The organism is Haliscomenobacter sp. (assembly GCF_041740695.1).
Lineage (GTDB): Bacteria > Bacteroidota > Bacteroidia > Chitinophagales > Saprospiraceae > Haliscomenobacter.
Genome location: NZ_JBGSLK010000132.1, coordinates 83,822 through 94,781, shown reverse-complemented (window position 1 = coordinate 94,781; position 10,960 = coordinate 83,822). Strand labels below are relative to the sequence as shown.

General features: G+C 47.8%; 12 protein-coding genes and 1 pseudogene. 1 reads left to right on the top strand and 12 read right to left on the bottom strand.

Features of this window, described 5'->3' with window-relative positions; all coding sequences use genetic code 11:
- The 11 genes and pseudogenes from rpsC to rpsL all read right to left on the bottom strand — a co-directional run.
- A partial coding sequence (gene rpsC, locus ACEW9O_RS26435) for a 30S ribosomal protein S3 (RefSeq protein ID WP_373553231.1) occupies window positions 1-843 on the bottom strand: 843 nt, incomplete at its 3' end.
- A 20-nt stretch (window positions 844-863) separates the two neighbouring features.
- Window positions 864-1,262 carry a 50S ribosomal protein L22 gene (gene rplV, locus ACEW9O_RS26430; RefSeq protein WP_373553230.1) on the bottom strand — a complete coding sequence of 133 codons (399 nt, stop codon included), beginning with the start codon at window positions 1,260-1,262 and terminating at the stop codon, window positions 864-866.
- A 6-nt stretch (window positions 1,263-1,268) separates the two neighbouring features.
- On the bottom strand, window positions 1,269-1,538 hold the full coding sequence (gene rpsS / locus ACEW9O_RS26425; protein ID WP_290937783.1) for a 30S ribosomal protein S19: 270 nt from the start codon (window positions 1,536-1,538) through the stop codon (window positions 1,269-1,271).
- A gap of 89 nt (window positions 1,539-1,627) precedes the next feature.
- Window positions 1,628-2,461, bottom strand: a complete 834-nt coding sequence (rplB, locus tag ACEW9O_RS26420; protein WP_373553229.1) for a 50S ribosomal protein L2 — start codon at window positions 2,459-2,461, stop codon at window positions 1,628-1,630.
- Between the two features lie 108 nt (window positions 2,462-2,569).
- A complete protein-coding gene (rplW, locus tag ACEW9O_RS26415) occupies window positions 2,570-2,869 on the bottom strand; it encodes a 50S ribosomal protein L23 (protein ID WP_373553228.1) in 300 nt (99 codons plus the stop codon).
- A gap of 34 nt (window positions 2,870-2,903) precedes the next feature.
- Entirely contained in the window at window positions 2,904-3,527 is a 624-nt protein-coding gene (gene rplD / locus ACEW9O_RS26410) for a 50S ribosomal protein L4 (protein WP_373553227.1), read from the bottom strand.
- 37 nt (window positions 3,528-3,564) lie between these two features.
- A complete protein-coding gene (gene rplC / locus ACEW9O_RS26405) occupies window positions 3,565-4,191 on the bottom strand; it encodes a 50S ribosomal protein L3 (RefSeq protein ID WP_373553226.1) in 627 nt (208 codons plus the stop codon).
- A 76-nt stretch (window positions 4,192-4,267) separates the two neighbouring features.
- Window positions 4,268-4,576 carry a 30S ribosomal protein S10 gene (gene rpsJ / locus ACEW9O_RS26400; protein ID WP_013767113.1) on the bottom strand — a complete coding sequence of 103 codons (309 nt, stop codon included), beginning with the start codon at window positions 4,574-4,576 and terminating at the stop codon, window positions 4,268-4,270.
- A gap of 225 nt (window positions 4,577-4,801) precedes the next feature.
- Window positions 4,802-6,931: pseudogene (gene fusA, locus ACEW9O_RS26395) on the bottom strand (elongation factor G).
- A 44-nt stretch (window positions 6,932-6,975) separates the two neighbouring features.
- The gene (gene rpsG, locus ACEW9O_RS26390) at window positions 6,976-7,443 is read right to left on the bottom strand and encodes a 30S ribosomal protein S7 (RefSeq protein ID WP_373553225.1); all 468 of its coding nucleotides are present in this window, start codon (window positions 7,441-7,443) and stop codon (window positions 6,976-6,978) included.
- A 34-nt stretch (window positions 7,444-7,477) separates the two neighbouring features.
- Window positions 7,478-7,852, bottom strand: a complete 375-nt coding sequence (rpsL, locus tag ACEW9O_RS26385) for a 30S ribosomal protein S12 (RefSeq protein WP_013767110.1) — start codon at window positions 7,850-7,852, stop codon at window positions 7,478-7,480.
- A gap of 505 nt (window positions 7,853-8,357) precedes the next feature.
- On the opposite strand from rpsL, the gene ACEW9O_RS26380 reads away from it, so the two are divergent.
- Window positions 8,358-9,104, top strand: coding sequence for an acyl-[acyl-carrier-protein] thioesterase (locus ACEW9O_RS26380; RefSeq protein WP_373553224.1), 747 nt, complete (start codon window positions 8,358-8,360; stop codon window positions 9,102-9,104).
- 2 nt (window positions 9,105-9,106) lie between these two features.
- On the opposite strand, the gene ACEW9O_RS26375 is transcribed toward ACEW9O_RS26380, so the two are convergent.
- Window positions 9,107-10,945 carry a caspase domain-containing protein gene (locus tag ACEW9O_RS26375; RefSeq protein WP_373553223.1) on the bottom strand — a complete coding sequence of 613 codons (1,839 nt, stop codon included), beginning with the start codon at window positions 10,943-10,945 and terminating at the stop codon, window positions 9,107-9,109.
- Between the last annotated feature and the right edge of the window lie 15 nt (window positions 10,946-10,960).

Below are 10,960 nucleotides of genomic sequence, written 5' to 3'. Positions count from 1 at the left end.
GCCGCCGCCAGTGTTGCCACCACCGCCGCCGCCACCGCGCCGACGATCGCCACCACCACCGCCGCCACCACGATTTCTATCGTTGTTGCCACGGCCTTCGCCACGTTCGCCACCACGACCACGTCCGCCGCCGCCGCCATCGCGACGATTCTGGCCCTGGCCTTGTCCACCAGCTTGTGTGGTATTAGAAGGTGCAGAAGATGGAGTCAGCTCACGCTTGCCCAATACTTCACCTTTACAAATCCAGCACTTGATGCCGATTTTACCGTATACAGTCAATGCTTCTTTCCAAGAGTAGTCAATATCTGCACGGAAAGTATGCAATGGCGTACGGCCTTCTTTGTATTCTTCAGTACGTGCCATTTCCGCACCGTTCAAACGGCCAGAGATACGTACTTTGATTCCTTCTCCTCCTGCACGGATGGTAGATTGGATCGCCATTTTGATGGCACGGCGATAGTTGATGCGTGCTTCCAATTGCTTGGCAATGGATTCTGCAACGATATTGGCGTCCAGTTCTGGCTTACGGATCTCCGTAATGTTGATCTGAACGTCTTTGCTCGTCAATTTTTTCAACTCTTCGCGGATGCGATCAACCTCCTGGCCACCTTTACCGATAATGATACCGGGGCGGGAAGTGTGGATGGTTACGGTGACGCGCTTGAGGGTGCGCTCGATTACGATCCGAGAGATGCCACCTTTGTTTACCCGTGCATTGAGGTAATTGCGGATTTTTTCGTCCTCAACTACTTTTGCAGCGTAATCCTTGCCTCCGAACCAGTTGGATTCCCAACCTCTGATGATTCCCAGGCGATTGCCGATTGGATTTGTCTTCTGACCCATATGATGGTGTAGTTGAATTTTTAGTTAATTACTTCTTCTACCACCACCGCTTGATCATCGACACCAGGAACCGCGATGCGGTTTTCCACTATGATCGTTACGTGGTTGGTACGTTTGCGAATGCGGTGCGCACGGCCGTGTGGGGCTGGGCGGAAACGCTTAACGATGGTACCACCATCAACAAAAGCCGTCTTGATGTAGAGGTTGTATTCGTCGGCACTTTCGTTACCTTCCAGTTTGTACTCCCAGTTGGCAACCGCACTACGAACCAATTTTTCCAACCACACCGCAGCTTCTTTCTTGGTAAAGCGCAGGATGTTGATGGCATCTTCCACCTTCTGCCCGCGGATGTTGTCAACTACAAGACGCATCTTGCGGGCCGACATCGTAACATTTTTGAGTTTTGCTACAGCTTGCATGTCTTTTTATTTCTTACGGTTGCCAGAGTGACCTTTGTAATTCCGGGTTGGGGAAAATTCACCCAACTTGTGACCTACCATGTTTTCAGTAACGAAAACGGGTACGAAAGTTTTGCCATTGTGAACGGCGATGGTTTCACCCACCATATCAGGGATGATCATCGAAGCCCGAGACCAGGTTTTGATGACACCCTTCTTCTTTGCATCCTTAGATGCAAGAACCTTTTCCAATAGTCTATGGAACACGTATGGTCCCTTTTTGATTGATCTTGCCATTGTTTTAGCTTTCGGCTATGAGCAATCAGCGTTCGGCTTTCAGCTAGTTGAAGTTTGCTGATAGCTGATAGCTGAATGCTGACAGTTGCTTAAGGATTTTTAGTTTTTCTCCGAGAAATAATAAGCTTGTTAGAAGACTTATTTTTATCGCGGGTTTTGAAACCTTTAGCAGGCATACCTTTGCGGTTACGTGGGTGACCACCGGAAGCACGACCTTCACCACCACCCATGGGGTGATCGACAGGGTTCATGGCTACCCCACGCACGTGAGGACGACGGCCCAACCAACGATTGCGGCCCGCTTTGCCCAATACTTGCAAACCGTGGTCACCGTTAGAGGTGGTACCAATGGTTGCTTTACAAGTGAGCAGGATGCGGCGCATTTCACCAGAAGGTAATTTCACCACTGCATATTTGCCTTCCCGACCGTTCAGGACACCATAAGTACCTGCACTACGTGCTAAAGCGGCACCTTTGCCTGGGTTCAACTCGATGGCGTGGATGTTGGAACCGAGTGGAATGTCTTTCAGGAAAAGTGCATTGCCCGTATTGGGTCCAGCACCATCACCAGAAGAAATTTCAGCACCTACTTTCAGTCCATCAGGGGCAATGATGTAGCGTTTTTCGCCATCAGCATACTCAACCAATGCGATGAACGCGGTACGGTTGGGGTCATACTCGATGGTTTTAACAATCGCTACCATTCCTTCCTTGTCCCGCTTGAAGTCGATAACACGGTACCGGCGCTTGTGGCCTCCACCGCGCTGACGCATCGTCAAGCGACCCTGGTTATTGCGGCCACCGCTCTTTTTTAGCGGTGCCATCAGGCTTCTTTCTGGCGTATCTGTGGTCAACTCTGTGAAGGTCTGACCGACCCGATAACGCGATCCCGGAGTAACCGGATTCATCTTTTTAACTGCCATTGTTATGGTCTTTGGCGTTCATCGCCGGATCGAAACCACCATAATTGTTTCGCCGACTCGAACAAGCCTTGATTAATGGCAACAGTAGGGATACTACGGTTGCGCAAATTACAATTCTGCGAAGAAGTCAATGTTTTCGCCTTCGGAAAGGGTAACTATTGCTTTCTTGTACGCCGGTACACGGCCACGCACCACACCGGTGCGAGTAGAGCGAGATTTGAGTTTGCCAGGAACCACCAGGGTGTTAACGGCTTCAACACTTACTCCGTAGAAAGCTTCAACTGCTTTCTTGATCTCTACTTTGTTGGCTTTCCGATGCACGATAAAAGAGTACTTGTTCAGCGTGCTGGACAATCGCTCTGCTTTTTCCGTGATCAGCGGCTGGATGAGAACATCTTTCTTTGCCATCTTTCAACTATTCTTACGGCTACCCGGATACGGATCAAGCCAGCGTTTCAACAATCTTTTGAATCGAACCTTCGGATAGTACCAATGTATTTGCGTACATGATTTCGTAGGTGTTCACGTCCTGGGCACGCACCAACTTGGTATTCGGGATGTTGCGGCTGGAGAGGTGTACATTTTCGTTTTGTTCTGCTACCACCACCAGTGATTTTTTGCCGACATTGAGTTTGCTCAACATGTCAACAAAAGTTTTGGTTTTTGGTGTTTCGAAGTTAAGGTCTTCAATGATCACGATGGAACCAGTCTTCGCTTTAGCACTAAGCGCTGATTTACGTGCCAGACGTTTAACTTTTTTGTTCAATTTTTGCTCATAATCCCGTGGGCGTGGTCCGAAAACCCGGGCACCACCTGGGAACAATGGGCTATTGATGTCACCCTTACGAGAACCACCGGTTCCCTTCTGACGGTGCAACTTGCGTGTAGAACCACTGATTTCCCAGCGTTCTTTTGATTTGTGGGTACCTTGGCGCTGATTGGCCAGATATTGCTTTACCGCGAGGTAAAGTACGTGCTCATTCGGCTCACCGCCGAAAACGTCATCTGGAAGGTCAACGGCTCTACCGGTCTTTTCGCCCTGAATATTGAAAATATCCAATTTCATGTTTCTTGAATTTAACTCGCCACGAGGCCGTTAACGATTACTTTTTCTCCAGAATAACGTAGGCACCTTTGTGTCCAGGAATTGCACCTTTTACCAAGATGAGATTCTGATCCGCAAATACCTTGAGTACTTTGAGGTTCTTCACCTTCACATTGTCACCCCCAGTACGACCAGGAAGACGTTTGCCTTTGAATACGCGGGAAGGATAAGAAGATGCACCCATAGAACCTGGGGCACGTAGCCGGTTGTGCTGACCGTGGGTCTGACCACCTACACCGGCAAATCCGTAGCGTTTAACAACGCCCTGGAAACCTTTACCTTTGGTGACTCCTACAGCGTGAACCATGTCGCCTTCAGAGAAGACTTCGTCCACCTTGATGATTTCGCCAAGGGCTTTCTCTGGAGCAGAGAAATCGCGAAACTCAACCAACTTATGCTTTGGATCGGTATTTGCTTTTTCAAAATGGCCTTTGAGAGGCTTGGTGGTGTTGTTCGTTTTGGCGTCGCCAAAAGCCAACTGAAGGGCAGTGTATCCGTCGGTTTGCTCGGTCTTCACTTGTGTCACTACACAAGGACCTGCTTCAATGACGGTGCACGCCACGCTTTTACCAGTGCTATCATAGACACTGGTCATGCCAATTTTTTTACCAATCAGTCCGTTCATCACTTCTTGATTTTAACAATGAATTGCAATTAATTGATTTGCATGCAATAACGCATGTAAAAACTAACGCAATCAATTACGTCAACTTAACCTGAATGTCTACGCCACTAGGCAATTCCAACTTGGACAGCGCATCTACCGTTTTTTGAGTAGGCGTGTAAATTTCAATCAGACGTTTGTGGGTTCGCAATTGGAACTGCTCACGAGACTTCTTGTTGACGTGCGGAGAACGGAGCACGGTAAAAATTTTCTTCTCAGTGGGCAGCGGAATCGGGCCAGTAACAACGGCACCACTATTACGTACTGTTTTAACTATTTTCTCCGTCGACTTATCCACCAAATTGTGGTCATAAGAGCGGAGTTTGATTCTGATTTTCTGATTCATGCCTGAAAATCTGATTTGTGTATGTCAATGAATGAACTTCGGCGGCTTTTGCCGAAGCTTTTTTTTATTTCCCACGGACCAGCCCACGGCTAATGCCATGGGTTGGTTTTGTGGTGTGGCTACCACGGTTAAAACCGTGGGTTGCCGGGATTTCATATCATCCCACGAATAAATTCGTGGGTTGGATCAGTGTGGCTCCCACGGTTGAAACCGTGGGTTGCTGAATTACTTGTTGCCTTTGGCCTTTTCGATCACGTCTTTAGCTACGTTTGTAGGCGCTGCTGCGAAATGTGAAAATTCCATGGTTGAGTTGGCACGTCCAGAAGTAATGGTACGCAATTGAGTTACGTAGCCAAACATTTCAGAAAGCGGTACTTCAGCCATTATCGATTTTGCACCTCCTGTGCGATCTTCCTGGCCTTTGAGCAAACCACGGCGACGGTTGAGGTCACCGATTACAGAACCAGTGTATTCTTCTGGAGTGATTACTTCCAGCTTCATAATCGGCTCGAGCAATACTGGCTTGCACTTAGGAGCGGCTTCGCGGAAACCTTCTTTGGCGCACAATTCAAATGCAACTGGCTTAGAGTCGACTGCGTGCATCGAGCCGTCGAACACTCTCACTTTCATGCTATCCATGGAATAGCCTGCAAGGATGCCATTGTCCATCATGGCTTTGAAACCATCCTGAATTGGCTTAGCGTAGTTTTTATCGATGGCACCACCCACGATACCCCAAACGAACTGGAGGCGTGTTTTGCCACTGAGGAAGTCATCAGTTTGGTGGAATTCTTCGTCAGCTGGGCCAAGTTCAAATTCCATATCGGCAAACAAACCAGAACCACCCGTTTGTTTTTTCAAACGCTCACGGTGAGTTGTTTTGTTGGTCAGTGCTTCTTTGTAATTCACCTGTGGAGCACCCTGGTTACAGTCTACTTTGAACTCGCGACGCAGACGGTCAACGATGATCTCGAGGTGCAATTCCCCCATCCCGCTGATGACGGTTTGGTTGGTGTCTTCATCGTATCTTACGCGGAAGGTAGGGTCTTCTTCGGCCAATTTAGCCAAAGCCATACCTAATTTATCGAGGTCTTTCTGAGTTTTGGGTTCTATCGCAATGGCAATAACCGGCTCAGGGAAAACCATTGATTCCAGAATGATTGGTTTGTCCAGATCACAAAGGGTATCACCCGTTTTGATGTCCTTGAACCCTACGGCCGCAGCGATGTCACCAGCTTCTACCCGATCGATTGGGTTTTGCTTGTTGGCGTGCATCTGGTACAAACGAGAGATGCGTTCTTTGTTGTCAGAACGAGTGTTCAAGACATAAGAACCCGCATCCAATGCACCAGAATAGACGCGTATGAAAGCCAAACGGCCTACGAATGGGTCAGTAGCAATTTTGAAGGCCAAAGCTGCGAAAGGCTCGTTAACGCTAGGTTTGCGGGTTTCTTCTTTCTCCGTTTTGGGGTTGATGCCAACTACAGCATCAACATCCAGCGGAGAAGGCATGAAAGCGCATACTGCGTCCAAAACCGCTTGTACACCTTTGTTTTTGAAGGCAGAACCGCACATCATCGGAACGAATTCCAGGTTACATACCGCTTTTCTAACGGCAGCACGGATTTCGTCAGGAGAAATGCTATTTGGATCTTCAAAATATTTTTCCATCAAAGTATCGTCGTATTCAGCAACTGCTTCGAGCAGTTTTTCGCGGTACTCAGCAACAGTTTCCACCAAATCTGCAGGCATTTCGATTACTTCGAAAGTCATACCTTGATCGGATTCATTCCAGGTAATGGCTTCGCCAGTAATCAAATCAACTACACCTTTGAATCTTTCCTCTGCACCAATTGGAATCTGGAGCGGAATAGCTTTTGATTTCAGCTTGGTTTCAACATCTTTAACCACGTTAAAGAAATCTGCACCTGAACGGTCCATCTTGTTGACGAAGCCGATACGTGGAACTTTATAGTTGTCAGCCAAGCGCCAGTTGGTTTCAGATTGAGGCTCCACGCCAGAAACTGCACAGAAGAGGAACACCAATCCATCCAATACACGCAAAGAGCGGTTTACCTCTACGGTAAAATCCACGTGACCGGGAGTGTCAATGATGTTGAAGGGATATTCCTCTCCTTTCCAGAACCACTTGGTTTTGGTAGCAGCAGAAGTAATGGTAATCCCACGCTCCTGTTCCTGCTCCATCCAGTCCATAGTGGCTGCGCCATCGTGTACTTCACCGATCTTGTGACTAACGCCGGTGTATTAAAGGATGCGCTCGGTAGTAGTCGTCTTGCCCGCATCAATGTGGGCAGCGATACCGATGTTTCTGGTATATTTAAGATCTGTTGCCATGACTATACTCCAATGGAGTTTATGGTTAAAAGATGATAAAAGACTTACGTTCTGAAGTGAGCAAACGCACGGTTGGCTTCTGCCATACGGTGGGTATCTTCTTTCTTCTTCACTGCGTTGCCTTCATTCTTGCTGGCTGCAATGATTTCGGAGGCTAATTTTTCAGCCATACCTTTACCGCTACGAGTGCGTGCAAAACGGATCAGCCATTTCATCCCGATAGAAACTTTGCGCTTAGGGCGAATTTCTGTTGGGATTTGGAAAGTAGCACCACCGATTCGGCGACTGCGTACTTCTACCATTGGCATCACGTTATTGAGTGCTTTTTTCCAAGTATTGTGCTCGTCAGCCTTGAGGCGTTCGCGTACAATATCCAGCGCATCGTAAAAAATGGTGAGTGTGGTACTTTTTTTACCTTCCCACATCATATTGTTCACGAACTGCGTTACCATCGGATCATTATAGCGGGGATCCGGCGCAATTACCCTTACTTTTGGTTTTCTTTTTCTCATTACCTTGAATTAGAGGTTTCCAGTTGAAACATAATTACTTCTTCGGTGCTTTCGTACCGTATTTAGAACGACTTTTCTTGCGGTTATTCACACCCGCGGTGTCCAATGCGCCACGCACAATGGTGTAACGCACCCCCGGCAAGTCTTTTACACGACCACCGCGCACCAGCACGATAGAGTGTTCTTGCAGGTTGTGGCCTTCACCCGGGATGTAAGCAATCACTTCGATGCCATTCACCATACGTACCTTAGCCACCTTACGCAAAGCGGAGTTTGGTTTCTTCGGAGTCGTTGTGTACACACGCGTACAAACACCACGCTTTTGAGGGCATGCGTTCAAGGCGCGGGACTTACTCTTTACAACCACTTTTTCTCTGCCGTTGCGTACCAGTTGGTTAATAGTAGGCATATCCTGTTTTCGTTTAAAAAATACTTAGTGAACGTGTCCACGAATTCCTTCGTGGAGAATCAGTTACGCACTTTTGAAAGGAGGTAGATACACCCTTCCCTCAAAAGCGAGGGCAAATGTACGTTTATCCAAGGGAATTACCAAATGGTTTTTGAAAAATAATCGAAGGAAAGTTTTTTATCAGTTTACGAGTTGAATGGTTAACGGTTAAACCGTACAAAAAACCTAAATATCACCTCAAAAAAGGTGGATGGAGCGATATTAAATACAACGCCACCCTTAAATTTTTGACCCCTTCGCGGTTTACATCTAATCCTTCATTATCGGCGTACCATTTTATCTTTTTCTCCAGATCAGGCTGTATAGTGATGGTTATTGACATAGTGTCTGTTTTGGATAATGTGCAGTTGTACAGAAGTAAGCAAAAATGGCTTGCTTTGTCAAGCGTTTTGAAAATTTGGCGCTATATGCCGATTTACAAGCATTGTAATTTTACCTTTACCCCATGCACCCACTCCCACAACTCGAATCCTACACCATCCGCACCTTCGAAATCGACTGCCACAAGCAGCTCACCATCCCCGCATTGGTGCGCCTGATGCAAGAAACCGCCATGCAACAGGTGCTTGACCTGAAAATTTCGGTTTGGGATCTGGAGGAAGACAAACTGGCCTGGGTACTCATCCGCAAACGCATCGAAATTCAACGTCTACCGTTGCTGGGGGAAAAAATTTCCATCCACTCCTACCCTACTGGTGCCGACCGGGTATTTACTTTCCGCGATTTCCGGGTGTACGACGAAGCGGGGCTACAAATTGCCAGCGCTTGTACCACCTGGTTGTTGATGAATACCGAAACCCGGCAGATGAGCCGCATTCCTGTAGAGTTGTTGGCGCGTTTTTCGGGGTATTTTCCGCCCAAAGAAACCTGTTTGCCTCATGCTTTGGATCAATTGCCCGCGATGAGTAAACCTTTAGCCGATCATGCCTACCGCGTGGGTTGGTATGATCTGGATTTTATCAATCACTTGAACAATGTCAATTTTGTCAAGTGGATGCTGGAAGCGCTGCCCGAGGAGACCCTGGGGTTACAAAAAGTATACCGCATGGATTTGCTCTTTGTGGCAGAAGGGAATTTACATGACGAGATCGATACGGAGTTCCAACAACTGGATGAGTTCACTTATTTGCATCGATTGGTACGATGCGGAGATAAAAAGGTCTTGGCTACGGGGCGCACGATTTGGGGCTAAAATCAACGGCGTAGCTCTATCTCAAACAATTGGGTAGCCCAATCATTTGATGCCAGGCTGCGGGATACCAAATCTCGCCCGCTTTGTTTTCCACCTAATTCACTTTGCTCATATTGAAATTCTTCAAAAGCTTCAGTGCTGTACAACACCAAAAAACGTTCTATTGCGCTGTCTTTTTCAAACAAGCCCAATTCCCGGCTGGTCTCATCCAGTTTGGTCCATTCACTGCGGGCAGGTAAAATGCGCCGCATGTAATGGACTTCTATGCCATAGTTAGGGCTTAGGTACAAAAGGGCGACATGTAAGGGCTGGTTTGCGGTGTTTCTGGCGCGCAAATGGTACCACAACGTGTCAGGTGCACCTTGGGGAGTTTTACCCAACATGAAGCTGAGTCGATGAACTTTGAAAGGGATCGGAGCAGCGTTGTCTTTGGGTTCTTCACAAAATTCTACTTCTACTTTGGAAGCGATACTTGAGCTGGGGTTGGCAAGTTCCCGAAGTTGCTCCCAACGGATGATTTGATTGAGGTTCTTGTTGATATTCCTCAGGTCGGAATCAGGGCCGTACAAATGCTGAGCATTCGCATGTAAAAGGATATTCCCCTCACCCTTTTCGAAACTGAGTTCGTACTTGGGAATAACAGCAGGGGCAGCCTCAACCCAGTACTTTGGGATGGTGTTAATAGCCCTAAAGTTTTGGATTGCCTGTATCCCTTTGTCATCACCACTAATCGCAATGGTCATAGTTGTGGCAAAGTCAACCGAGGCCCAGAAAAAATTGCGTTCGGGCAAGTCAAGGGCTAAAAGGCTGTAGGTGGCAAATACTTGTTTTACGCCCACCTCTTGATCAGCTTTGTCGCTGGGTCTGGCGGAACTGAATAAACCTACCCGTACCAATTTCAGCTTTTCGGGATCGGTGGGCATGCCGTGGATGGCGCCACAATTGACCTGCCAAGAACCATTTTTATAGGTAGCCAGATTCCGCACATGATTGGGGCGTACCGTATTACTCAGTAAGACTTGCCGCCGCGATACTTGGACCGTTTCTAAAACGGGATTTTGCTTTTCATTTAAAGCCTTTACCAAAAAATGCACCCGCTGAAGCAACTCCTCGCAGGTATAGTCCATCCCGGCATTTTCCCAAACCTCCAATAAGTATTTGGTGAAAAGCCCACGCTTGTCTTTGGTTTCGCGGGCCAGCTCATCTTCTTTACAGGCTGCTAGCAACACATAAGGGCGCAGGGGCACAGCAATTTTTTCTCCTTTTTCTTTTTGCTGCAAAAAAATGTTCTCCCCCTCGGCGAGCAGGTAGGAATCCAGCGAACGAGGGCTGGTTTGTCCGGGTTGAAAACGGGTGGCACCCAACTCGACATTCTGTTGGCTTTTCCGAAAACTGGAAGCGGCGTGGCAACTGTCAATAATCAGCGTCACTTGAGCATGCACAGGGATTTCCGCCAACAAGGCGCCGCGCTCTTTATCCGCCAAATCCTGTTTTCCCCTAATCCGGCTGTCGTAACACACCATCGTTTCATCTTGCTTGCTGGGGTTGTTGTAGGCAAACTCGGGTGCAGTGGGCCCATAAGAGCCATGACCACTGAAATAAAATAGTACCTGATCACCTGCTTTGATTTGCGGCCCGGTAAGATGTTCCCGAAAAGCTTTGATCACCCCTTCGCGGGTAGCTTGCTCATTGAGCACCGTACGAATGTTTGGCTGGAGATTGGCGTAATGTTTTTGCAAAAAGGCCTGCATCGCCTTTACGTCGTTGACGCAACCGGAGAGGTTGCGTACACCGGAGCCGGGGGCATATTCGTTGATGCCGATGAGAAGGGCGTGAAGCATGATTTACAATGATGA